Below are 24,073 nucleotides of genomic sequence, written 5' to 3' on the forward strand. Positions count from 1 at the left end.
CGCGCGCCGCGCGCCACCCGGCACGGACTTACATGCCGTCGCCCATGCCCACGTCGGCGATGTAGTTCTCGTAGCGGTTGTACTCCTTCCGCCACGTCAGCGTGACCTCGCCCGTCGGGCCGTTACGCTGCTTGGCGATGATGATTTCGAGGACGTTGTCGTCCGTCTGGCCGTCGAACTTCCCGGGGCGGTGCAGCATCCAGGCCGTGTCGGCGTCCTGCTCGATCGAGCCCGACTCGCGGAGGTCGGAGAGACGCGGCTTGTGGTCCTGGCGGTCTTCGGACGCCCGGTTCACCTGAGCCAGCGCGATCACCGGGATGTGCAGCTCGCGCGCGAGGAACTTGAGCCGGCGGCTGATCTGGGCGACCTGCTCCTGCCGCGGGTCGCGGCGGTTCTCCGGCTCGATGAGCTGGAGGTAGTCGATGACGATGAGCTTCAGCCCGCCCTCCTTTTCGTGCTTCTTCATGAGCCGCCGGGCGCTCGCCGCGATCTGAATCATGGTCCGGCTGGGGGTGTCGTCGATGTACAGCCGGCACTTGCGGAGGGTGTCGCCGGCGGCCATCAGCTTCTGGATGTCGTCGGAGTTCAGGAGCCCCTTACGCACCTTGTGGCTGTCCACGCGGGACTCGCAGCAGAGGAGCCGCTCGGCGAGTTCGATGCGGGCCATTTCCAGGCTGAAGAACAGCGCCACCGGCGGTTCCCCGGTTTCGTGCCCTTGTGTGATGACGTTTCGGACGAGGTTGAGTGCGAAGGCCGTTTTCCCGACGGAGGGCCGGGCGGCGATGATCACGAGTTCCGTTTTGTGTAAGCCCGCGGTCATGTTGTCGATGTCGACGTACCCGGTGGGCAGCCCGCTGATCGCGAGGTTGTCCTGGCCGATGCGCGAGTCGAGCCGGTCGAACGCCTCCTTCACGACGGTCGAGAGCGCGGCGGTTTCGCCCACCATGCCCTGCTTCGCCACCTCCATGATCTTCCGCTCGGCCTGCGACACCAGTTCGTCGCCGGACTGGGTGCGGTCGTAGGCGTCGCGAAGGATCTCGTTGCTCGCGTGGATAAGCCCGCGAACCATCGCGGTGTCCTTCACCAGCTTGGCGTGGTACTCCGCGTTGGCCCCGGTGGGCACCGCCTCCCACAGGTCGACGAGGTACTCCTTCCCGCCGATGTCCTCGATCTGCTTGTTCTTGCGCAGCTTGTCGTACAGGATGACGAGGTCGATGGGCTGGTTCTCGGTCGCCAGGTCGCTCATCGCCTGGTAGATCTTCTGGTGCGCGTCGAAGTAAAAGTTGTCTGCGATAATGTGCTGCTGAACGGTCGACAGCGTGTCGGGGTCGCGTAGGATGCCCCCGAGCACGCCGCGCTCGGCGTCACGGTTCTGGGGCGGCAGGCGATCGGTCAGGGGGTCGCTCGACATGGCTGATTAGCTCACGACTTACGGCGCGCCGGGCCGAACTGAAAGCGCGCACACTATTTGGGGCCGGCGCTGTTTGATAGCCGTTCGCCGCGAGACGTGGAAGGGCATTTTGGGCGGAGGTGCGGGCCGGGCCAGGGCCTTTCCTTATTTCACCTTGCTTACACGAGGGAACGTGGCTATGTGGGGCGCCTTCTCGCAGCCAGGAAGGTACCCATGTCTCCTTGCACCCTGGTCGATGCCCTGGCGGCGGTTCCCGATCCCCGCAGCAAGCACGGCCTTATCCACCCACTCGCCCCCTTCCTCGGACTCGTCGCCCTCGCCATGCTCATGGGGCGCACCAGCCTCAATGGCATCGCTCGCTTCGGGCGACAGCACGGACCCGCCCTCGCCCATGCCCTCGGCTTCCGACGCGGCAAGACCCCGGCCGTTTCCACGCTCTCCCGCACCCTGCGACGCTTCGACGCCGACCAACTGGAGCACGTCCTCTCGTACTGGATCGCCAGCCGCGTCGACCCGGCCGCCTTCACACACATCTCCATCGACGGCAAGACCCTTCGAGGCTCTCGCAACGGCGCGATCCCCGGTCAGCACCTGCTGGCCGCATACGCCCCCACCGTCGGTGCCGTACTCGCCCAGGTCAAGGTCGATGCGAGCACCAACGAGCACAAGGCCGCCTTGACGCTCCTCGGCATTCTGCCGCTGCGAGGGAAGGTCGTGGTCGGCGACGCCATGTTCTGCCAGCGAGACCTGGCCGAGGAGGTGGTCGGGGCCGGCGGCGACTACGTGCTCACGGTGAAGGACAACCAACCCGGATTGGGGATCGACATCCGAGCCGGGTTCGCCTTCGAGACCGCCGCCCGATCGATCGCGGCGGCCACTTCCCCCTGGGGATCGGCCTCCGCCCGCCCCGAGCCGCATCGCCACGACCGTCGATAAGGGTCACGGCCGCATCGAGAAGCGGACGCTGCAAACGACCTCGATTCTGACGTGCTCGCCGACGTGGGCGGGGGTGAAGCAGGGCTTCCAGTTGACGCGTGAGCGGACGGTCCGAGGCCAAACGACGGTCGAAGTGCATTTCGGCATCACGAGCCTGTCGGCCGAGAAGGCGGATGCGGCCACACTCCTGAACCATGTGCGGACGCACTGGCGCATCGAGAACGAACTGCATTACGTGCGTGACGTGACACTGGGCGAGGACGCGTGTCGTGTGCGCATGGGGCACGCACCACAGGTGCTGGCGGCGCTGCGGAACGCCGTGGTGCACCTGTGGCGTGAGGTCAAGGCGGTGAGTTGCCCGGAGGCGATCGAGCGGCTCCAGATGGACCCGGCAATGGCCAAGGGACTTATCGGAGTTACGTAGAGTGAATCAAGGAAAGGCCCTGCGGGCCGGGCCCAGGGCCGTTCCTTATTTCATCTTGGCGCGAGCGGGTTTGTTGGGTCGCGGGCACTCCTTCGGCCCGAGGTGCTCGATGCCCGCGCGCGCTGGCAGTATGAGGAGTAGTCAACGGTCCCCGACCCGCGCGGGTTGCAGGGCCGGATCCACCCGCGGCCGGCGGTCCTCGGGTTGGTCGCGTTGGCGGTACTGATGGGCCGCACGGGCCCCCAGGGGATCGCCCGGTTCAGGCGCCAGTACGGGACCCCTGGCTCACGCGCGCGGGTTCCGGAGGGACCCGACGCCGTCCGCGTCGACCCTGTCCCGGACCCTGCGGCGGATCGACCCGCAGCAACTGGAGGCGGCCCTGGGCCGGTGGATCGCGGGGCGCCTGGACGCGCCCGCGCGCATGTGGCCCTGGACGGCAAGTGCCTGCGCGGGAGCCGGGACGGGGACGGGCCAGCACCGGGTGGCCGCGTACGCCCGCACGCCGCGGCGGTGCTCGGCCAGATCCGGGTGGACGCCCAGACGAACGAGCACCAGGCCGCCCTGGCGTTGCTCGGGATCGTCCCGGTGGGCGGCTCGGCTTTGACCGGGGATGCCACGCTCTGCCCGCGGGACGTGGCCGCGGCGGTGGTCGACGGCGGGGGCCATTACGTGCTCACGGCCAAGGACAACCAACCCGGCCTGGTGGCCGACATCGAGGCCGGGTTGGGGTTCGAGGACGCCGCCCGAGGGCTCGCGGCGGCCACGTCCCCCTGAGCCGGTCCCGACGCCCGAGCAACTGGGGCGCCCGGCCACGTCGGTGGACCCGGGGCACGGGCGGATCGAGACGCGGACCGTGCGGGCCACCCCGCTGCTGACGTGCCACGATCGGTGGACCGGATTGAAGCACGGGTTCCGCATCACCCGCACCCGGACGGTCAAGGGTGTGACCACCGTGGAGGTGGTGCACGGGATCACCAGCCGGCCGGTCGAGCGGGCCGACGCGCGAGCACTTCTGGGCCTGGTGCGGTCCCATTGGCGCATCGAGAACCAACGCCACGACGTGCGCGATGTGACCCTGCGTGAGGATGAACCGAGGTGCCGCGCCGCAGGTGCTGGCCGCGCTCCGTAAGGCCGTGATCCACTTGTTACACACCGTCCCAGCCAACCGTTGTTCCGAAGCCATTGAGTGGCTCCGGATACACCCCGACCCTGCCCAACGGCTTATCGGGATCCCCCAACATGAATAACGGAACGGCCCTGGAACCTTAACAATACGCCAAGCCTGTAAAGCCTGAAAGACGTGCGGGTCAGAGCGGTGATTTGTTTCGAGCGTTCTGCAGTAACTGTTATGCGATAAGGCTGGGTCTGAAAATTCATCGGGCAGCATAAAGTCGCATAACTGTGTAGACAACGGTTGTCTGAACAGGTATTATTCGGGAGATGTTCTGTCGGAGACCACGATGTCCCAGGCCGACACGCTGCCCACAGCCCGACCCGCGCTGTGTTCCAGCATCGCAGGATACACGGCTCTACTTGTAATCGGGGTTGGTCTGGTCCTCCTCATCTGCCGTGCCGGTGCCGGACTCACCTCCGCAACCCCTGCCGCGGCCGCGCCCACGGCCTCAAAACCGGTGGACGTTGTGCTGCACGTCATGGCCACGCTGGTTGCCGTCATCCTGCTCGGAACGGTCCTCGGGCGCGCCTGCCGGTGGGTCGGTCAGCCGCCTGTGATCGGGGAAGTGGTCGCCGGGATCGCGCTCGGTCCGTCCCTACTCGGGACCGTCTGGCCCGAAGCAATGCACCTACTGATTCCCTCGGCGACCGCCGACCCGAACGGGCAGGTGCCGGCGGCGATCAAGGCCGTCGCAACGATCGGGGTCGTGTTGTACATGTTCCTCGTCGGCCTCGAACTCAACGCCGTGCGGTTGCGCGAGCAGGCCCGGTCCGCCGTGGCCGTTTCGCACGCGAGCATCGTAACCCCGTTCGTTCTCGGGTCTGCTCTGGCGCTAGCCTTGTACCGCCCTCTGGCCCCGAACGAAGTGCCGTTCACCAGTTTCGCACTTTTTATGGGCGTGGCGATGTCCATCACCGCCTTCCCGGTGCTCGCGCGCATCCTTACCGACCGCAAGATGGAGCGGACCGAACTGGGTATCGTCGCGCTCGGGTGCGCGGCCGCGGACGACGTGACCGCATGGTGCCTGCTCGCGCTGATCGTCGGGATCGCGAAGTCCGAGATGACCGGGGTGGCCGCAGTCGCCGCCCAGGCCGTCGCGTTCATCGCTGTCATGCTGCTGCTGGTCCGGCCGCTCGCCGCCCGGCTGAGCGCGCGACTGGACGCGGCGCCCGGGCCGCTCCCGCCGCTAGTGGTGTCGGGCACGTTCCTTGCTGTCCTGGCGTCAGCAATGACTACCGAGGCGATCGGCATTCATGCCCTGTTCGGGGCGTTCCTGCTCGGCGCCGTCGTCCCGCACGACGGGCGGTTAGCCCGCGAGTTCGCCGCGAAGCTGCGGGACCCGGTCACGGTGCTTCTGCTCCCGGCGTTCTTCGCGTACACCGGGATGCGGACCCAAATCGGGCTGGTGAGTTCCAGCCAAGACTGGCTGTGGTGCGGGGCGATCGTCCTGGTGGCGACGGCCGGGAAGTTCGGCGGGGCGACGATCGCCGCCCGGCTAACCGGGCAGTCGTGGCGGGACGCCGCAGCCCTCGGCGCGCTGATGAACACCCGCGGGCTGATGGAACTGATCGTGCTGAACATCGGGCTGGACCTGGGGGTGATCAGCCCGACGCTGTTCGCCATGATGGTGATTATGGCCCTGGTCACTACCGCCATGACCAGCCCGGTCGTGAGCCGGCTCGTCCCGCAACCGTCGGGCGTGGCCGGGCACTGACGCACCTTACCCGCGGGAGGCACCGCATGGCCGCGCTCCAGCGCCGGTTCGACTCGCCCGAGCAGGAGGCGTTCCTCGGCCTGTGGCGGACGTTCGACCGCCTCCGCGCGCTGGAGGACGAACTGTTCGCCCGGTACGAGTTGACGCCCCAGCAGTACAACGCGCTGCGGCTGTTGCGGGCCACTCAGCCGGGCACGCTCCGGACGCTCGATCTAGCCGCCCGGCTCGTGTCCCGCGCCCCGGACGTGACCCGCATGCTCGACAAGCTGGCGGATCGCAAGCTGGTCGACCGCCAGCGGTCGGAGGCGAACCGGCGCGAGGTTCACGTTTCCATCGCCCCGGCGGGCGTCGCGCTCCTCGACGAACTCCAAGAGCCGCTGCGCGAGTGCCACTCCCGGCAGCTCGGTCATTTGAGCCGCGAGCAGCTCCGCGACCTGACCGCGCTGCTCCGGGCCGCCCGACTGCCCCACGAAGACGCCGACAGCAGTTGGCGATGATTCCCTCACACTCTTGTAACCCGAGCGGAGTTCCCCATGAGTACCGATAGCAGCGTCGATGTTGCCGTGATCGGCGGCGGACCGGCCGGCAGCACCGTCTCAACCCTCCTCGCCCAGCGGGGCGCCAAGGTCCGGCTGTTCGAGCGGGACCAGTTCCCGCGGTTCCACATCGGCGAGTCGCTGATCCCCGAAACGTACGATGTGCTCAAGCGGCTGAACATGCTGCCCAAGATGAAGGCCAGCGGGTTCGTCAAGAAGTACAGCGTCCAGTTCGTGAACGCCCAGGGGAAGATGTCCGCGCCGTTCTACTTCGACGAGAACAAGCCGGGCGAGCGGTCACAGACGTGGCAGGTGGTGCGCAGCGAGTTCGACACCATGATGCTCGACAACGCGCGCAAGCACGGGGTCGACGTCCGTCAGCCGGCCCGCGTGCTGGAGGTGCTGTTCGAGGGCGACCGCGCCGTCGGCGTGAAGGTACAAAAGGAGGGCGGCGGGTCCGAAGAGGTGCGGGCGAAGGTGGTGGTGGACGCCAGCGGCCAGAGCACCATGCTCCAGAACAAGTTCAAGCTGCGGCTGTGGGACCCGGTGCTTAACAAGGGGGCGATCTGGACCTACTGGGAGGGCGCGTACCGCGACGCCGGCAAGGACGAGGGCGCGACGGTCGTGATCCAGACCCCGAACAAGCAGGGGTGGTGGTGGTACATTCCGCAGCACGACAACACGGTGAGCATCGGGGTGGTGGCCCCGTTCGACTACCTGTTCAAGGGCCGTGGGAGCCACGAGCAGGTGTTCAACGAGGAGAAGGACGCCTGCCCCGAGGTCACCAAGCGGCTCTCCACGGGCCAGCGCCGCGGCGGCTACTACGCGACCAAGGACTACTCGTACCGGTCGTCGCAGGTGGCGGGGGAAGGCTGGGCGCTCATCGGGGACGCGTTCGGGTTCCTCGACCCCCTGTACTCCTCCGGCGTGCTGCTGGCGCTGAAGTCGGGGGAACTGGCCGCGGACGCGATCGCCGACGGGCTGGCCTCGGGGGACACCTCGGCGGCGCAGTTGGGCCGTTGGGGCGACGTGTTCAACAAGGGCGTGGACCGGATGCGCCGGCTGGTGTGTGAGTACTACGACGGGTTCAGCTTCGGCCAGTTCGTGAAGGCCTACCCACACCTCAAGGGGAAGGTGACCGACCTGCTCATCGGCGACCTGTTCGACGACCACGTGGACGAGGTGTGGGGTCCGCTGGAGTCTCTCTACCCGCCGGACAAGAAGGCCATCCCGACCTGGAAGGACGGCACCCCGCCCGACGAGGTCAACAAGGTCAACGAGCTGTACCTCCCGGCCAACCCGATGCGGTAGGCCAGCGCCCGCGGTCGTGACTCGTTCCAACCTGTAGCCGGCCGATCAAACCGGCTACAGAAGAGTGTCGTTACTCAGCTCTCGGCCACCACCGGGTTCTTGAGCGTGCCGATGCCCTCGATCTCGACCTCGGCCACGTCGCCGGCCTTCAACAGCACCGGCGGCTTCCGCGCGATGCCTACGCCCGGCGGCGTGCCCGTGAAGATGAGGTCGCCCGGTTCCAGCGTGATGACCTGCGAGAGGAACGCCAGCACCGCCGGCACGCCGAAGATGAACTCTTTGGTGTTGGAGTTCTGAAGCGTTGTACCGTTCAGGCGCAACTGGATTTGCAAGTTGTGCGGGTTCTTCAGCTCGTCCGTCGTGACGAGCACCGGCCCGGTCGGGGCGAATGTGTCGAACGTCTTACCGATGATCCACTGCTTCTCCTCGCCCCGGAACTGCCAGTCGCGGGCGCTAACGTCGTGCCCCACGGTGTACCCGCCGACGTACTCGAACGCGGCGTCGGTGTCCGGGATGTGTTTGCCCTTCTTGCCGATCACGATCACCAGTTCCGCCTCGTAATCGATCTTCTGGGCCACCTTCGGCAGCACGATCGGCTCGCCGTGCGCGACCAACGTATTAGGGAACTTGCCGAAGATCACCGGTTCGGTCGGGATCGCTTTGCCACCCTCGATGGCGTGGTCGCGGTAGTTCAGCCCGATACAGAGGATCTTCCCCGGGTTCGGAACCGGTGGGAGCAGTTTCACGGCGTTCGCCGCGTACTTCACGGCGTTGGGAGAGGACGCCACTTCCGCGGCCAACTTGCGCACCGCGGGCGAGGCGGCGAGGAGCGTTTTGACGCACGACGGCAGCCCCGGGTCGGTGGCGTGCAGGTCGATGTAGCCGTCGGCGACGGCCAGGGCGGCACGCGGGCCGTTCGGGGTCTGAATTGTGGCGAGCTTCATTCGAGGTGCTCCTGGGGAGGGATTCTCGATGTATTCAATGGAGCGCCCGCCGATTGGGAAGGGGTTCCGGCCCGCGCCGCCACGGCGGGCGGCAGCACGCAACCGGTTGTACCGACACCGACCGTCCCGCCCGTGATTGATCGGACGGCGATCATAATTGGCTCGCCGCCGCCCTCGTGGCCGACCGTAATCACAACCGTCGTCCGCAGCCCCATCTTGCCACAAAAAGGACTCACGACCACCGGATCGTAAGCCTATTCCGAACGGCGGCTCTGATTGTTCCGGTCAGCCGCGCCGGCCGCTCTTTGCGGTAACTCTACTTGGCATGCTTGGCGAGGAACTCCCGCATCAGCTTCGCGATCTCGGTGCCGTTGGTTTCCAGGGCGAAGTGCCCTGCGTCGAGCAGGTGGAACTCCAGCGTCTTGAGGTCGCGCTTGTAAGGCTCGGCGCCGGCGGGCGGGAAGATGGAGTCGTTCTTGCCCCAGGCGATCAGCGCCGGCGGCTGGTGCTTGCGGAAGTATTCCTGCCACTTCGGGTACAAGGGCGGGTTGCTGCCGTAGCTCAGGAACAGGTCGAGCTGGATGTCCGCGTTCCCGGGGCGGTCGAGGAAATACTGGTCCGTGATCCAGGCGTCCGGGGGCACCAGTTCCGGGTTCTTCAGCCCGTGGGTGTACTGCCATTTGGTGGCGTCGAGCTTCGTGAACGGCCGTAGCGCCTCACGCTTCTCCTTGCTCGCCGGCTCCTTCCAGTACGCCTTAATCGGCTTCCAGAAATCGTTGTCGAGCCCCTCCTCGTAGGCGTTCCCGTTCTGCACCACGATCGCGGTCACCCGCTCCGGGTGTTTGCTCGCCAGGCGGTACCCGACCGGTGCTCCGTAGTCCTGCACGTACAGCGCGTATTTTTTGAGCCCGACGGCCTCTGTGAACCGCTCGACGACCGACGCGAGGTTGTCGAAGGTGTAGCTGAACGTGTCGCGCGACGGCATCGAGCTGTTGCCGAAACCGGGGTAGTCCGGGGCGATCACGCGATACCGGTCTGCGAGCTGTGGGATCAGGTTGCGGAACATCTGCGAGCTAGTCGGGAACCCGTGCAGCAGCAGCACCGCGGGCGCGTCCTTCGGCCCGGCCTCGCGGTAGAAGATGTCGAGTTCGCCGACCTTCACGGACTTGTGCAGCACCTTCGGCGGGTCGGCCGCCAGCACCGGCGCAGCGGTCAGTGTCAGGGCCGCGGCGAGAAGAGACGCGCGGGACATGGTTCATACTCCTGAAAGTTCGGGGTTATTCGACACCGGAGAGGCCGGGGTGATCGTCGGGACGCGGGCCGGGCGCGGGCCAGTGGAACTTACGCTCTTCGGGCTTGATGGGGCGGTCGTTGATGCTCGCCTCCCGGCGCCGCATCAGCCCCGCCGCGTCGAACTCCCACAGTTCGTTGCCGTAACTGCGGAACCACTGCCCGCTGTCGTCGTGCCACTCGTACTGGAACCGCACCGCGATGCGGTCCGCGGTGAAGCTCCACAGCTCCTTCACGAGCCGATAGTCCAGTTCCCGCGACCACTTGCGGCGGAGGAACGCGCGGACCTCGTCGCGGCCCTTGGGGAACTCAGAGCGGTTGCGCCACACGGTGTCTTCGGTGTAGGCGAGCGCCACGCGGTCGGGGTCGCGGGTGTTCCAGGCGTTCTCCGCAGCTCGCACTTTCAGGCGTGCCGTTTCGAGCGTGAACGGCGGAACGATCGGGATCGGGGCGGACATCGGAACCAACCTTTCTGGGTGAAACAAAACGGCCCCGGCTCACCGCGAACCGGGGCGCTACGGGATCTTACCGGGTCGGGTCACAGCCCTGGATCTGGCCGCACGCCTCGTGGTGGTCGATCGGCTCGGCCTTCGGGAAGTCGATCTCGGTTTCGGCGACGTTGTTCACGTAGTTGGTGAACGTGTTCAGCGCGACGTGTGCGACGATCTCGGTGATTTCGGCGTCGCTGTAGCCGGCGTCACGAACCCGCTGCACTTCGGAGTCACTCGCTTTACCGTGCTTCGCCACCAGTGTGCGGACAAAGGCGAGTGCCGCTGCGGTCTTCGAATCTTCCGAGGTCCCCTTGCGTCCCTGGATCAGTTGCTCGGCGGTCAGCCCGACACGTTTGCCGATGGCGGTGTGAGCCGACACACAGTAGTCGCACCCGTTGACCTCGCCCACGGCCACCGCTAGCAGTTCCTTGAGCTTCACCGGAAGCGTGCCGCCCGCCAGCGCCCCGGACAGCCCGAGGTACCCTTCGAGGACGGCCGGCGCGGTCGCCATCACTTTCGTCAGATTCGGGGTGATCCCCATCTTCGCCTTCACCGCGTCCAGCAGCACCTTGGCCTTGCCTTCAGCACGGATCGGATCGACTTGGTTCAAGCGGGACATGATCGACTCCTGACGTGTTCGCGGTGCCGGGCTCGTTTGGGCGGGCACCTTTTCGCCCCTGACGGGGTCTTATACAGACCGGTCTGTATAGCGCTTACAGAAAAAAAATCTCAGGCCCGTTGCAGGAGCGTGCGGGCCACTTCAAAAGCCTGATCCGCGCTGTCCGAAGTGCCGTCGCGCGCTGCGGCCACAATCGCGCCGTCGATCAGCATCGTCACGGCCGCCGCCACCGTATCGGCATCGTTCACGCGAGCCTTTTTGAGCGCGTCTGCCACGGCAGCGGTGAACCGGGCAGCGTGTTCGTCGATCGCGCTTCGCCCCGGGTGCGACGGGTCGGGCAGTTCGGCGGTCGCGTTGATGAATGCACAGCCGCGGAAGTCCGGGGTGCGGAACCACTCCTTCAGCGCCGCGAAGATCGCGTCGAGCCAATCGCCCGACTGTTCGGCGTACCGGACCACCGCACTCGCGAACCAGGTGCAGACGTGCTCGCTGCGACGCCGCAGGTACGCCGCGATTAGCTCGTCCTTCGATTTGAAGTGCGCGTACAGAGTCATCTTCGCGACCCCGGCCGCGGCGATGACGGTATCGACCCCGGTGGCGCGGATCCCGTCGCGGTAGAACAGGCGGTCCGCGGCTTCGAGTACCCGCTCGCGGGCGTCGGCCGTCGGCTTGGTGCGAGCCATAGATTCCCCACGGTGCCGGGCATGAAGTGCAGCGACCCGGCACCGCGCTCGCGGAACCGGGTCGACACTCGGATAGTACACCGCGCGCCGGGGCAGTGTTACACCGTCACTTCCACAGCTTCTTTTCGTCGATGATCTCCCCGCCCGCCACGGTAATCGCCTTCTTGAACTCGTCCGGGTCGAGTTTGCGGCGCACCCGCCGCACCGAGCCGTCGCACAGCGCCACGTTAAACACGCCGTCGAACAACCCACCGAGCTTGGGGAGCGGCTTCTGTTCGTCGAACGGAAGGTCTGCCGGCTTGGTCCAGATCACCGGATCGCCGGCCTCGACCGCCAGGACCGTGTTCGAGGTGCCGTCGGTGATGTCGGTCAGTTTGATGTCGGCCTTATCCCCGAACAGCGCCCCCTTGCCGGTGAACGTCTGGTAGAACGTCTCGCCCGCCTTGGCCTTCACCCGGACCGGGGCGTACACCTTCGGCATCTTCTCGATCAGCTTCTTGTTCGTGTCCGAGTCCCACGGCTCGTCCAGCTTGAACTGTTTGTACAGGTCATCCTGTTCGAAGTACGGCAACAGGGCCACGCGCCAGCTCAGCAGCGGTTTCCCGTCCTTGTCGACGATGTTCCCGGTGAACTTACCGTTCGCGTCGTGCAGGTTGTGGAACGCCAGCGCGATCTGCTCCAGGTTGTTCGACGACCTGGCGAGTTCAGTCAGCGTGGGCGGTTCGTCCTGTGCGCCTGCGGGCACCACGAGGGCGCTCACGAGGGCCGTGGGAACCCAAAGAGCCGGGGTCCAGAGCCAGGGCGTGCGCATAAGGAGACCTCGGAGGAAACGGAGCGTCACTTCTTTATCAGCCTATCAGTGTTAACCGGCTGTCCGTCGTTGGGCATGATCACTTTTTTCATCTCGCCCGGGTCGCCACCCTTTTTAAAAAGGTAAACCGACCCGTCTCCCATGAGAACGTGAAAGTCCCCGTCGAACGACCCGCCGAGCCCCGGCAGCGGCAGTTTCTCGTTAAACGTCTGGTCGATCGGCTGGCTCCAGGTCACAGGATTGGCGGCTTCCACGACGAGGGCCGTGTTCGACAAACCGTCGCCAATCTGTGCCCACTTGAGCGAACCCTTTTCGGTCCAGATGGTGTCCTTGCCGACGAACCGCTGGTAGAAGGTCTCGCCCGCCTTGGCCTTGCCGCGTGCCGGGGCGTACACCTTCGGCATCTTCTCGATCAGCTTCTTGTTGTTCGGCCCGTCCCACGGCTCGTCCAGCTTGAACTGCTTGTACAGCTTCTCTTCTCCCAGGTACGGAAGCAGGGCGACGCGCCAGCTCAGCAGGAGCCGGCCGTCCTTATCGGCGATGTCGTCGGCCGGCCGGCTGTCGTGTTCGTCGGCGTGCGCGTGAAACGCCAGACCGACCTGTTTGAGGTTCTCGGATGCGGTTTCAAGTTCCTTCTTGGTCACCGGCTCGGCCGCTAGCACGACCGAACCGCACAGCACCGCCGCCGCCGTAAGAGTCCGCCAGGTGTTCATCATCGCCCTCCGTCTCAGGAGCACCTCAACCCCAAACGAGACGCCGCAGCCGGTTCACGATCTCAGCAGCCGCGCCGATTTATTCCGACCGGAGGTGGGCCGCGGTCATTTCTTACTGAGCGTGATGTTGATGGCGCTTTCCGCGGTGACCGTGTAGGTCAAGCCGGAGGTACCGACTTCCTCATACCGTTTCGGGACCGGGACGAAGGTGCCGCCGCGCCCGCCGACGGTCACCGCTTTGCCGTCTTTGGATTTCGGGGCCGCGAACTGGGCGTGATTGGAAGTCCGAACGGCGGCCTTCACCTTCCCCAACGGGGCGGACGGCACGCGGTAGTTGCCGTCCGGCGCGATCTCACCGCGGGCGCTGGCGGACCCGTCCTCGGCCTCGAAGTAAACCTCACCCATCGTCAGTTTCTCGCCGTCGAGGGTGACGGAACCGGTCACGACGGTCTCTTTGGCCGGCGGAGGCGGCGAGCACCCCACCGCCGACATTCCGACAACGGCCGCACCGAGCACGAACAGCCTGACACACCGCATGGATCGAGCGCCTGGAGAGGAAACGGGAGGGATACCAATTAAAACGCGGCCCCGGCGGTGTGCCGGGGCCGCGGACCGGGGCGTTTACCAGTCGCTGCCGAGCACGCCGCCGTCCCGCGGCTGCACGGCCATGCTCCAGGTTTGCTGGGTGACGCCGGACGACACCGAGCGAACGCTGCCGTCTCCCAGCCCGATGAGGACCACGTTCGAGCTGTGCCCCTGCGCGCGATTGTTGTCGCACTGAGCGGCGGTGGGGTTGAACTGCGGCACCGGGAACTGCCGCTGGTCCACGGCCACCGACGTGCTGATCGGGTACCGGGCGAAGGTCGGCCAGAAGCGGTCGTCCGCCGGGTGGCCCCAGGCGGTACCGAACGTGTCCGACCCGTTCGGCGAGCCGGCCGGGCCGCACCCCTTGCGCTTCTCCGCCACGAAGATGACGTTCGAGGTGCCGTCGGTCAGGCTCGACAGGTTGTTTTTGCCGGCCGTGTTCTGCCAGTCGCCCGGGCTGGCCGGGAGCTGGCCCGGACGCCCGAACACCTGGAAGTTACAGGCGTAGCTGCACAGGGCCACGTCCACCCCGCCGGCGCTCTTGGCCGGCTCCCACATCCAGTCGGCGTTGAACCCGCGCGCGAACACCCCGCTCCCGCCGGTCGAATCGGCCGGGGCCACGAGCAGTTTGAGCGGGATGCTCATCGCGGCTTGGCTGGTGCTGCCGATCTGACCCAGTCCGCTCCCCGGCCAGTTGCCGATGCTATTGGACACGGCGCCCTGCTCGTAGTACGGGAGCAGCGCGAAGAAGAACGTCGAGTCACTGCTCGAATACGTAAAGTTGGTCGGGTTGCTCCACCAGAACGACACCACCGGCGGCAGGTAATTGGTCGTGTCGTGCCCGTTGTGGCACGCGAGGAGGGTCTGCTTAATGTTGTTCTGGCTGCTCATCCGGGCGGCGGCCTCACGCACCTTCTGAACGGCGGGCAACAAGAGGCCGATCAGGATTGCAATAATCGCGATCACCACCAGCAGTTCGATCAGCGTGAACGCACGGCGTACGCGCAGGGACGTTACCATTACGACCTCGGGAGAGAGGTGAAGAACAGATGAAACCTCCTCCATCCTTACCAGACCAATCCCGACACGTCAATCACTTGGTGTCCGGGGGGTGCCCCTCTGGATTTTGGCCCGTTATTGGTTTTCCCAAAACCCCTTCCACTCCGGCCCCGCTGCTAATGCCCCCAGTTCGACAAACGGTGCCACATGCCCCAGATTCCATCTCGCCCCAGTTTGTTTCATTCTGATGTTGAGCAATTGCTTAACCGTTCCCTCCACCAACCCGCTTCCAATCGACTGCCCCCGCCGCAAACGCACCGCATAATTCAACCGCCCCTGTCGGCCACAAAAGTAATTCAATACGCCGCCCAAGGCGGCTCCGTCGCCTCCGGCGGGCATCTGCCCGGTCAGTTCTCCGATCCAGTCCACCAACCCGGGATATCCCAGTGCTGTGCACAACTGAGTTCAGGGATCCTCGTTGGGCTTGTGGGCTTGTCGACGCCGTTGGACGGAGGTGTGTGCCCCCTTCTGTTTCGCGGCGTGCGGGTGGGCACGGGGCGCCTTGTTGCGTGTCTTGTCCCAGCCCGGCTTCCACATCGTGCCCAATAACTGATCCAACAACGTTCCCACACTCTCTGCCGTCTGATCCGTCGGGATCAGGGACACGATCATCGACACCTCGACCAACTCCTTGAGCGCGGCCAACTGACGATGCCAGTCCGTGCAGAACTGCGCCGTCGAGAGGTCGTCGATGGTCACCTTCCGCTTCGCAACCACATAGCCCTGGAGGACCTGCACCACGTTCGCGAGGACGAAACACATCGACGCCTGAAACACGGTCGCCTCCGGTGTCGAACCGATGAACCGACCCAGGGCGAAGATCGCCGTCACCTTTTGGAACGTGCCTTCGATGGTCCACCGGATGCGGTACAGGTCCAACAGATCGGTCGCCGGGTATGGGGCCGAATCGAGCAGGTCCGTGAGGATTGTAATCGCTTCGCCCACCGGGCGCGCGACGGTGATCCGCCGGACGTACCGGCGGAGCTTGTCCTTGGGCTTCCCGGCCCACCCCCATTCTTCGACCACGGCTCGTTGGGATGGGTCCGCGGTCGTGACCGCGGGGCGCTTCGGGTCGGGTTCGAACGACAGGGTCCGCGCGTACCGCACCACGAAATGACCATTGTCCTTGGTGAACTCGGCGAAGTGCTTCGACGCACAGAACAACCGATCCCCGACCACCAGTTTCGCCGGACCGCCTCGGGCGTGCACTCGGGGCATCAAATCGGGGATCAGTTTGGCCTCGTTGGTTTCGCCATCGAGATCGGCCGCCATGTCGAGCACCAACCCGTCACGGGGCCGGTACGCCACGAGCAGTTTTCCGCCCAAGAGCTTGCCCGGTGTGCCCCGCGTGTCGACGAGTCGCTTGGCCACCTTCTTGAGACTCTTGCCGTCGAGGATCAGAACCTCCAGGCGGTCGAAGGAGGTCGGAAGGCGGTGCGCGACGACCTCGGGGAACAGGGCGGTGAACCGGTCGGTGACGTCCCGCAGGAACGCTTCGCTCAGGCCCCGGGGGATGCGCCGGAGCTTGCCGTAGAACGCTTCGTGGCACCCGTCGTCGGGTTGCCGGTGGCGTCGCAGGTGGGCCTGCCGCCCCGAGCCCTGGTGTTCGATGAGCGCATCGAAGATCCAGGTGACCAGTTGGGCGAAGGTCACGACGTCCTCATAGCCGCGTCCCCGATGTCGCTCGTAGAGGTCCGCGAGGACCGGGTCGGGAACGCCATAGGCGAAGAGTGCGAGCGACGCGTGGGCCAGTGGCAGGCCCTCCAGGACCTGGCGCGCGAAGTCCGTGGGCGCGTGCGGTTGGGAGCGTGGGACGCGCTGATGAGGTGGCAGAATCACGGTGACCTCCATGTCCCGGGTCGCGGACCCCGCACCACCCCGCGTCCCACGACCACTCGGTTAACCCCAATTTCGTCGCAGTGAAAACCCTAAATCAGCAATCCGCAATCAGTTATACAAATCCAAGATGTGCATAGCACTGGGGATATCCGTCTTCCAGCAGCTTCGACTTGCCCCGGACAAACGCCGTCGCGGCTTGGCCCCCGGGACCGAACACCGCCTTCGCCCCGCTGGCGAGGTACTCCGCCCCATGCCAGAAGTCGAGGACCTGGGTCGCGTCACGGAAGTGCTGCTCGGACACGTTCCACAACCACTCGGCCCCATCCCCCAGTACCGTCATTTGGCTCGAATCGGTCCACTCCAGTCGCGTGGCCTCGTCGTGACACCGCTTCCCGAACAGGCTCGCCTCCTCCACGGCCGCGATCACCGACCGCGCCAACGGGGTTGGCAGGTCGCGTCCCTCCCAGTCCATCGCCGTGGTCGGCGCACTTCGCTCGCGCCGGGCAAAAACGGCCATCTTGAGATCCCGCCAACCGTCCTCCACAGTGTTGACCTTGCCCGCGTCGATGTGCAACTCGCTGTCCACCGGCCGCTCGGTCCTGGCCGCGGCTTGGGCTCGGGTGAAGACTTCAGCGGTCGAGCGGTGTTGCCGGGTGGCGGTGGCCTGGGCCGCCGTGGCGTGGCAGAGTTGCCGGATGGTGTTGTCGTCCAATTCCCAGCCGACCACCTCGGCCAGAGTCACTTCGGCTTTGGCGAAGGACTGTTGGACGCCCAGCAAGACGGCCATCCGACAGGCGCCCGGGGTGACGTAGCCGCTGAGGCCCAGCCCGCGATCGGCTCCGAACTCGCCTTGCCCGCAAGTGGGGCAGTGGAAATACCTCCGCTCCAGCTCAATCGGACCAACGGCGGTCACAACCGTTCGGGTGTGCGGTCCTTTGGAGCGCCCGGGGTGCGTCTTCGCGCAGGTGCGGGCGCGCCCCCTTTTTGCTCGTCCTTCTCGATCCGTGAACCCAAGGCGGCACCGAGTGTGGTCCGCAACAGTTTGCGCCCTTGATCGAGTGCATGCTTCTCGCAGGCGGCCAGGACCGTGCCGTCGGGAGCTTCTTGGGCCAGACGATTCAGGTCCGTGAAATAGCCCAGCAGTTGTTCCAAGGCCAACCGTTCGGATTCGGTACTGTATTCTATAGTCAGCGTCGGCATCAGCATCCCTCCCAGATTGCCACGGCTTCCCCAGCCGGCTCCCATACCGTTCACAAATGCCAAAATCCAGAGGGGCACCCGTGTCCGGGCGACACGTGCCGCGCCGAAGGCCGATCCCGAAAAGAAACAGTGATTATTAGATATTTTCGATAGTCGCGAGCAGAAAGATCTGTCGACAAGAAGTGCTGGGCGTGTCACTGCCACCGCCGGATCGGTTGCGAGTGCCCGTCTTGGGCTGATACCCTTGTGGCACAAACCTTCCTGTCGGTGCTGCCGTCTCGCGCCGCACGGACAAAAAGGTTCGTCCCACAAGAAACAGGCACAACTACCTGGACCGTGTATCAGAAGATGCCCGGCCCGGCGGTCACATGAGCCATGCCTTCAAACCCGGACCCAAATCCCGCGCTCATCCTTTCAGGCGCGTCAGCGCCTCCTTCGCCTCCCAGTATTTCGGGTGCTCCTCAAACGCGGTCACCGCGTTGTAGAACTTCGCGGCGTTCGCCGGGTCGCCCAGCGCCTCGTAGCACCTGGCGATGTTGAACAGCGTGTCGGCCCCGCTCTTGTGGTACTCCTTGTAGTCCGAGTACGCTTTCAGCGCAAGATCCGGTCGACCCAACTCCTCCAGGTACAACTGTCCGAGAAGCCGGGTCGCATTGTACCACGCCTCCTCTTCGTCGCCGGACCCTTTCGCGGTCTCGCGCACATCTTCCAGGAGTTGCACCCCGCCGTCGCGGTTGCCCACCCGGAGCAGGCAGCGGGCCTCGACCAGCCGCACCCGGTTGCTGGTCGGCTCGATCACCTTGGCGAGCCGGGTCAGGTGCGTGGCCCAGTCGAGCAGGTCGGCGTCGGCCTCGGCCCGGTTCAGCACCGCCATCGCCTTCTTTACGCAGTACGCAACATCGAACCACTTCCCCACCCGCTCGCGCGCCGCGGTCAGTTGCTCCACCGTGACCGAGTAGTAGTACGAGTCCTTCTTGCGCAGCAGGTCGGCGTCGAGGCTGCTGTACGCAAGGGCCGCTTCGACGTTCACCACGGCGTTGAGCGTGTGGTTCGGCACGCCGCGCATCTTGCCGTACAGCTCCGCGATCTTGCGGTAGGCTTCGAGAACGGCCCCGCCGCCGTCGTCGCGATAGAGCTGCAGGTCGGCGACCGCCGATTCGTAATACGGGCGTGCTTCGGCGTCTTTCGCTTCGCGGGCCGCGCGGTCGCCCGCGGCTTCGGCTGCGTCCGCCTGGCCCTTGATCGCGTCGCCCTCGGCTTCCGCGGTTGAGGCGAGCCGCCGCAGGGCGTTCAGGTATATCTCCCGCTGCTCTTTCGCGAGGTTACGCGGGCCGAACGTGCGGGCGCTGATCTTGATCTGTTCGAGGCACCCTCTGGCGCTCGTGGCGTCGCCGTACTTCTCGGCCACATCGGACAACTTCTTGAAGATCCCCGGCGCGCGGTCCGGGAGCCCACGGCCCGCCATCCGGAGGTACCCCAGCCCGCGCTCGCGACGTTCCGGGTCGTTGTCGTCGGCGAGCTGGTAGCCGAGTTGCTCGACGTACTCGTAGCTGAAATCCGCCGGCGCCCCGGCGGTCGCGACGGCCGCGACGAACTCGCCCTCTTGAAGCTCCGCGTACAAGACGGTGCGGTACTCCTTCGCCTTATCGTTACCGGGGTCCGCTTTGAGCTTGCGCTCGACGGCCCCGATCGCCTCCATGCGGCGGCCGGGTTTGTTCAGCTCGCGCCACCCCAGTCGGTCCGAGAGGCCCTTCGGGCCGTCGATCGCGAGGGACCAGGCGTCGAACAGCAGCGGGCCGCGCACGGCGGGGTGGTACCCCGGGGTTTCGGGGCTCAGCAGCCGTGCCAGTGTTTCCGCCGCGGCGTCGTACTGCTTCGAGTGGACGAACGCGATCGCCCGCAGGTACTCGACCCGCGCGAGGTACACCGGCTTCTTCTGCTCGACGAGTTCGAGGAACCGCCCCGCCTCCTCGCGCCCGGCGGGGGTCGGCGGGGTCATCAGTAGCGCGGTCGCGCGGTCCAGGCAGAGTTTGAAGTCGAGATCGGCGATGAGGTCGGGGTAACGCTCAAGCGTGACGAGGTTAATACCGTTGTGAAGCTGACGCATACCTTCGCTCGCCAGCTCGCTGTTCGGGTTCAGTTCGAGCGCGCGCCGGAAGAACTTGAGCGCCAGCCCGAGTTGCCCGTGGTGCATGTAGCTGAACCCGCGGAGGACGTGCTTGAACACCCGCAGCCCCGGGAGAATGCGGATCGCGTACACCCCGTACAGGGTGACCGGCAGCAGGAACGGAGCCGCCCCGCTCACCCCCGGCAGCCCCGTGGCGAAACCGAGCAGGTGCAGCGCCACCCCAAGGCCCGCGCAGATGGTCATGATCTCCACTTCGGACTCTTCCGCCTCCCCACTGAACGTGAGCAGGTAGAAGAAGGGCAACCCGAGCAGCAAGTAGATGCCGAGGTTCTGGCGCGCCTCGGGGCTGGCGAAGAACGAGACCAACTTGTCCGGGTCTGCGGGGTCGTTGGCCGACACCTTGATGTCGAGGAGGTACGTCGAGGCGATGTACACCAGCAGCGCCGCTGCGCCGGCACCAGCCGCCAGGCGCCACATCCCGTCTTCGATCTGGCGCATCCGGTACAAGCCGAACCCCAGGACCGCGCCGCCGACCGCGCAGAACCCGAGCCAATCGCCGACGGGCGGGTTGTGCTTGATCTCGGCCCAGCTCAAGCCGAACAGCTCCGCGAGCGGCTGCGCCCACGGTTGCGCGAAGTCGCGCCCCGAGAGCACGCCCGCGGTCAGCCCGATCATAATGCCCGAGTAGATGAACACCGGGCTCTCGAGCAGCACCAGAAGCGGAAACGCCTTCCAGTTGTCCCACGGCTTCACGCCGCGCCGCATCAGCCGGCCGGTGCCCAGCGCGAGTCCCACGGCGAGGCCGGTGCCGACCCACCCGAGCACCCACGCGATGTCCCGCCAGGCTTCGGCAGGGCTGGTGGGCACTTGGAGCGCGAAAAAGATCCAGAGACCGAAGAACAGGCCCTTGAGGACGTACTCGTTGCGGTGCCAAGGGGTCATGATCGGTTTCACCCGGAGCAGATGGGGTGTGGTCCCGCCGGGTCGCCGGAAGGTCGGCGCGGGGCCACCTGATGACGGTCACTCCCGCGCTCGCGCGCCCGGAAGGTCGGGGCGGCCCGCGGGACCGGTAGGGAATGTCGAACGGTGTCACCATATCGCGCCCCGAGCGGTGGTGGTAGGGGTGGGGCCGGCGCAACGCGAATTGGTGCTTGACTCTGCTGCGCCGCGGCCCTAGACTCGTCCCGACTTTCCCGACGGGAACCCTCGTGCGCCTGCGCTCCCCCACCCTGCGGTTCGTGCTGACGGCCCTGGCCCTTTTGGGCCAGGTGGCGCCGTCGGTCGCGCACCCATTGGCAGCGCAGTTGCGGACCGGTGGCGCTGGCGGGTGCGCGGCCGGGTCGTGCGCCTGCGGTGCGGTCGAGAAGGCCCTTTCAGGGTGCTGCTGTTCCAAAGCACTCCCGCCAGTGCCGGCGGCCAAACGTTGCGGGGAGGCCGCCCCGAAGGTCAAGAAGTCCTCGTGTTGCGCATCAGCAAAAGACGAATCACCCCGCCCCACCGTCAAACCAGCCGCACGAGAACCGCTCCGCATCACCGCCGGCAACAACTGCCGTTGCGAGAAGCCAGCGAAAGCCGCCACGAGCGAGCCAACCGCACCGCCCCCGAGCGGCGTGATCGTGGTACTCTCGCTCGCCCCCGTTGTGCAAGCGGCGCGGTGGTCCGCCACGCCCACCGCCGTTCTCCACGCACCGCCCTTCCCTCCCCCGCGGTGCCCGACACTCCCGCCGAACCGGTGACGCCGCTCCCGCACGGAGCGCTCTCGCTGTTCGCGCGGGTTCCCGTGAATACCACACGAACGGCTCGCGTCTCAACCGGCGAGAGGCCGATGTTCACGGCCACCGACGTTGCGAACGGATCGCGAGAGGTGATTCTGTGAGAGGAACCCCACACTCTCGGTGATTGGAAACGATCCGACCGGGCGCCGCGACGGCGGTCCAGTCGGCGGCAGGTTCGATCCCTGCCGCGAGCCACTGGCTACCCTGAAAATGAAGTTTGTCCGCATCTCGGCTCGGACCCCGAGCGGGGTCCGAGCCGAGAGCGTTTGCCCCGTGGGGCGCACCCACGGGAGCCAATACACTCCGCCGATCGGCCCGGGTGACGGTCGCCCGAACCGGTCGGCGGCCGTGTCTGTCAGGAGTGTTTCAATGCAGAAGCTGATTCGGGCGAGCCTGTTCGCCGCCCTCGGCGCGGCAGCGGTCCTGTTCGCGTTCGGGAGCGTCACCGCGGCCCCGGCCGACGACAAACTGCCGGAAATCGCGGAGATTATGAAGAAGGGGCACGCCAAGACGGACGGTTACATCACCAAGGTCAAGGAAGCGGTCAAGGGCGGCAAGTGGGAGGACGCCCAGAAGTACGCCAAGGACATGAACATCTTGGGCGCCGCGATCGGCAAGAACAAGCCGCCGAAGGGCGACGACAAGTCGTGGAAGGCCCTGACCGACAAGTATGCCGATACGACCCAAAAGATCCTGAAGGGGACCGAAGACAAAGACGCTAAGGCCACTAACGCGGCCATCAGCACGATCAGCATGTCGTGCGGCGGGTGCCACAGCAAGCACAAACCGAAATAACCAAGCGGCCGGTGCGGCACGACCCGGCGGTTTTCGACTCGCCGGGCCGTGCTCCTTCTATCACCGCGACAATGGCATTGGAATGGCATCATTGACAGCGGTACGAGCCCGGATGCCGACGATGCCGACACCTGAACTCACTGCCGCCACGGAATGAGGTCAAATCGAGCGCCCCGCGGGCGTATGATGGGTGAGCCGCGCAACTAACGTCACCCGGACCCGGAGAGCCGCCGTGCCGCTCAAGCAGGAGCAGCCCATGTTCGAACCCACCGAACCGACCGACGGTCCCACACCGGCCGTGCGGCCGGCCCGGAAAAGGCGCCGCACGGCCTCCCCGCTACCGGACGACGGGTCCGCCGTGTTTCTCGGTTGGGAAGGCACCAGCTACAAGCCCACCCTCGGGTTCAAATCCGGGACCGGTTCGGGACAAGTCGAGAAAGCGCTGAGTTACGCCGGCGACGGGCACCTGCTCACCATCGCCCCCACGGGGGCCGGCAAAGGGGTCGGGGCGATCATCCCCGCGCTGCTGACGTACCCCGGCTCGGTTATCGTTACGGACATCAAGGGCGAGAACTATCAGGTCACGGCGCGGTACCGGCGTGAGTTGGGTCAGCAGGTGGTCGTTCTCGACCCGTTCGGGCTCGTCACGGCGAAAGACAGGGGGGACAAGCTCAACCCTTTTGACCTCTTCGGCGTGCCGGGGTCCGATCCCGAGTCCGATGCCGAGATGCTGGCCGCCCAACTCGCGGTCGGGCACGAGTTCAGCACCGACCGCTACTGGGAGGACACCGGGCGCGGCCTCGTGTCCGGCCTCGTGGCCGATGTCGCGACCAGTTCACCGCCGGACAAGCGGAACCTCTGCACCCTTCGCGAGTTGCTCTACAACGACGACCTCGACTACACGCTCGCGGTGGCGCTCGACACGCGCAAGAAGACCATGTCCCCCCTCGCGCGGGACGAGTTCATCGCGTACCTAGCCGCCCCGTCGGACAAGACGCGCCCGTGCATCCGCACCACCGCAACCACCTTCGTAAAGTGCCTCGGCAGCACCGCCGTGTCGCGGTGCCTGGAGCGGTCGACTTTCGATCTGAACGATCTGCTTCACAATAAGCCGATGACCATTTACTTGGTGCTGCCGCCTGAGAAGTTGCACAGCCACCGCGCGCTCCTGCGGCTGTGGGTCGTGACGCTGCTCACAGTGGTGATGCGGCGCACGCGCCTGCCGAAGCGGCGAACGCTGTTCTTGCTGGACGAGGCGGCGCAACTGGGCTCGCTCGACCTGCTCCCGCAAGCCGTGTCCCTGCTGCGCGGATACGGGCTACAGCTCTGGACGTTCTGGCAGGACCTGAGCCAGATGATGAAGCTGTACCCGAACAACTGGGAGGCGCTGGTGAACAACGCCGCGGTGCTCCAAGCGTTCGGTGTGCCGGGGCACGCCTCGCGGAACAGTTGGCGGGTCATCCTGGGCGAGGATGCTCAACTCGCCTCGGAACTGCACCCGGATGAAATGCTGGTGGCGGTCACCGGTAAGGGCGTCGCGCGACACACCCGCGCGAACTACCTGAAGGATAAGGCCTTCACCGGACGATTCGACAAAAACCAGCGGTTCTTGAGTTTAGAGAAATAGCAGGGCAA

21 protein-coding genes and 2 pseudogenes are annotated in these 24,073 nt (G+C 66.0%); 9 read left to right on the forward strand and 14 right to left on the reverse strand.

Annotation, left to right across the window (positions count from 1 at the left end; all coding sequences use genetic code 11):
- Positions 1-28: 28 nt before the first annotated feature.
- Positions 29-1,411, reverse strand: a complete 1,383-nt coding sequence (dnaB, locus tag GobsT_RS22525; RefSeq protein ID WP_010038663.1) for a replicative DNA helicase — start codon at positions 1,409-1,411, stop codon at positions 29-31.
- Between the two features lie 213 nt (positions 1,412-1,624).
- Here dnaB and GobsT_RS40575 point away from each other — a divergent pair, with 213 nt between their 5' ends.
- The 7 genes from GobsT_RS40575 (at position 1,625) to GobsT_RS22560 (ending at position 7,506) form a co-directional block, all read left to right on the forward strand.
- A complete protein-coding gene (locus GobsT_RS40575) occupies positions 1,625-2,347 on the forward strand; it encodes an ISAs1 family transposase (protein ID WP_010035860.1) in 723 nt (240 codons plus the stop codon).
- Positions 2,348-2,375: 28 nt separating this feature from the next.
- Positions 2,376-2,771 (forward strand): ISAs1 family transposase, encoded by a 396-nt coding sequence (locus GobsT_RS40580; RefSeq protein ID WP_232068475.1) that lies wholly within the window; start codon positions 2,376-2,378, stop codon positions 2,769-2,771.
- A gap of 387 nt (positions 2,772-3,158) precedes the next feature.
- On the forward strand, positions 3,159-3,545 hold the full coding sequence (locus tag GobsT_RS22540; protein ID WP_148087839.1) for a transposase: 387 nt from the start codon (positions 3,159-3,161) through the stop codon (positions 3,543-3,545).
- A gap of 43 nt (positions 3,546-3,588) precedes the next feature.
- Entirely contained in the window at positions 3,589-3,900 is a 312-nt protein-coding gene (locus tag GobsT_RS22545) for a hypothetical protein (protein ID WP_010038667.1), read from the forward strand.
- Between the two features lie 331 nt (positions 3,901-4,231).
- Positions 4,232-5,659: a cation:proton antiporter gene (locus tag GobsT_RS22550; protein ID WP_063744586.1), complete on the forward strand. Its 1,428-nt coding sequence runs from the start codon at positions 4,232-4,234 to the stop codon at positions 5,657-5,659.
- Positions 5,660-5,685: 26 nt separating this feature from the next.
- On the forward strand, positions 5,686-6,156 hold the full coding sequence (locus GobsT_RS22555) for a MarR family winged helix-turn-helix transcriptional regulator (RefSeq protein ID WP_010053807.1): 471 nt from the start codon (positions 5,686-5,688) through the stop codon (positions 6,154-6,156).
- Positions 6,157-6,192: 36 nt separating this feature from the next.
- On the forward strand, positions 6,193-7,506 hold the full coding sequence (locus GobsT_RS22560) for an NAD(P)/FAD-dependent oxidoreductase (RefSeq protein WP_010038673.1): 1,314 nt from the start codon (positions 6,193-6,195) through the stop codon (positions 7,504-7,506).
- A 74-nt stretch (positions 7,507-7,580) separates the two neighbouring features.
- On the opposite strand, the gene GobsT_RS22565 is transcribed toward GobsT_RS22560, so the two are convergent.
- From GobsT_RS22565 to GobsT_RS22630, 13 genes and pseudogenes are all read right to left on the reverse strand, one after another.
- Complete coding sequence (locus GobsT_RS22565; protein WP_010038675.1) at positions 7,581-8,450, reverse strand: fumarylacetoacetate hydrolase family protein; 870 nt, start codon at positions 8,448-8,450, stop codon at positions 7,581-7,583.
- A 316-nt stretch (positions 8,451-8,766) separates the two neighbouring features.
- A complete protein-coding gene (locus tag GobsT_RS22570) occupies positions 8,767-9,702 on the reverse strand; it encodes an alpha/beta fold hydrolase (RefSeq protein ID WP_010038677.1) in 936 nt (311 codons plus the stop codon).
- A 25-nt stretch (positions 9,703-9,727) separates the two neighbouring features.
- Complete coding sequence (locus GobsT_RS22575; protein ID WP_010038678.1) at positions 9,728-10,198, reverse strand: nuclear transport factor 2 family protein; 471 nt, start codon at positions 10,196-10,198, stop codon at positions 9,728-9,730.
- A gap of 67 nt (positions 10,199-10,265) precedes the next feature.
- Complete coding sequence (locus GobsT_RS22580) at positions 10,266-10,850, reverse strand: carboxymuconolactone decarboxylase family protein (RefSeq protein WP_010038680.1); 585 nt, start codon at positions 10,848-10,850, stop codon at positions 10,266-10,268.
- A 110-nt stretch (positions 10,851-10,960) separates the two neighbouring features.
- Entirely contained in the window at positions 10,961-11,533 is a 573-nt protein-coding gene (locus GobsT_RS22585) for a TetR/AcrR family transcriptional regulator (protein WP_010038683.1), read from the reverse strand.
- Positions 11,534-11,639: 106 nt separating this feature from the next.
- Entirely contained in the window at positions 11,640-12,344 is a 705-nt protein-coding gene (locus GobsT_RS22590) for a DUF1559 family PulG-like putative transporter (RefSeq protein WP_010038684.1), read from the reverse strand.
- Positions 12,345-12,370: 26 nt separating this feature from the next.
- On the reverse strand, positions 12,371-13,057 hold the full coding sequence (locus GobsT_RS22595; RefSeq protein ID WP_010038685.1) for a DUF1559 family PulG-like putative transporter: 687 nt from the start codon (positions 13,055-13,057) through the stop codon (positions 12,371-12,373).
- 105 nt (positions 13,058-13,162) lie between these two features.
- Positions 13,163-13,594 carry a hypothetical protein gene (locus tag GobsT_RS22600; RefSeq protein WP_010038688.1) on the reverse strand — a complete coding sequence of 144 codons (432 nt, stop codon included), beginning with the start codon at positions 13,592-13,594 and terminating at the stop codon, positions 13,163-13,165.
- An 84-nt stretch (positions 13,595-13,678) separates the two neighbouring features.
- Entirely contained in the window at positions 13,679-14,662 is a 984-nt protein-coding gene (locus GobsT_RS22605; RefSeq protein WP_010038689.1) for a DUF1559 family PulG-like putative transporter, read from the reverse strand.
- A 114-nt stretch (positions 14,663-14,776) separates the two neighbouring features.
- A pseudogene (locus GobsT_RS22610) lies at positions 14,777-15,085 on the reverse strand (hypothetical protein); the annotation flags it as partial.
- 21 nt (positions 15,086-15,106) lie between these two features.
- Entirely contained in the window at positions 15,107-16,540 is a 1,434-nt protein-coding gene (locus GobsT_RS22615; RefSeq protein ID WP_162097345.1) for a transposase, read from the reverse strand.
- 142 nt (positions 16,541-16,682) lie between these two features.
- Positions 16,683-17,615 (reverse strand): annotated as a pseudogene (locus GobsT_RS22620) (ISKra4-like element ISGob7 family transposase); the annotation flags it as partial.
- Positions 17,616-18,146: 531 nt separating this feature from the next.
- Entirely contained in the window at positions 18,147-20,810 is a 2,664-nt protein-coding gene (locus GobsT_RS22630) for a tetratricopeptide repeat protein (RefSeq protein WP_010038694.1), read from the reverse strand.
- Between the two features lie 1,202 nt (positions 20,811-22,012).
- On the opposite strand from GobsT_RS22630, the gene GobsT_RS22635 reads away from it, so the two are divergent.
- Entirely contained in the window at positions 22,013-22,438 is a 426-nt protein-coding gene (locus GobsT_RS22635) for a hypothetical protein (RefSeq protein ID WP_010038695.1), read from the forward strand.
- 256 nt (positions 22,439-22,694) lie between these two features.
- Positions 22,695-24,065, forward strand: a complete 1,371-nt coding sequence (locus GobsT_RS22640) for a type IV secretory system conjugative DNA transfer family protein (RefSeq protein WP_148087840.1) — start codon at positions 22,695-22,697, stop codon at positions 24,063-24,065.
- Positions 24,066-24,073 lie beyond the last annotated feature (8 nt).

Origin of the sequence: Gemmata obscuriglobus (assembly GCF_008065095.1) — a bacterium.
In the GTDB taxonomy this organism is placed as follows: Bacteria; Planctomycetota; Planctomycetia; order Gemmatales; family Gemmataceae; genus Gemmata; species Gemmata obscuriglobus.